Source organism: Bradyrhizobium sp. Kon56, from assembly GCF_055807635.1.
The window spans coordinates 1-300 of the sequence record NZ_JBVVOU010000329.1 but is presented as its reverse complement, the minus strand read 5'-3'; the positions used below and the strand labels follow the sequence as shown (position 1 = coordinate 300).

General features: G+C 53.7%; 1 protein-coding gene. It reads left to right on the top strand.

The genetic code is table 11. The features are described 5' to 3' along the window. Positions 1-300, top strand: a 300-nt coding sequence (locus AC0L3B_RS39180) for a hypothetical protein (protein ID WP_473383108.1), incomplete at both ends; no start/stop codon positions are given.

Below are 300 nucleotides of genomic sequence, written 5' to 3'. Positions count from 1 at the left end.
CTTTCTTCGGGATGCCAATAATCAACTGGTGATCGGCGAAACGTTCTCCTACGACGCTTATCTGCGGTTGACGAACTATCGCTGCGAGGGTCTTGAACAACCTCAGGATCACCGGGGACGTCGTATCGTCGGGCAGGATTTTGGTTTTGACAGCCTCGATAACATCATCCATGTGGTGACCTCCTTTTCCGACGGTACGCAAGATACCTGCGAGCGCTTTTTTACTGGTACCGACCCGACCCAGCTGACCCGTGTGACTCACACCCACCCGGTGCAGGATTTCACTCTGACCTATGATGC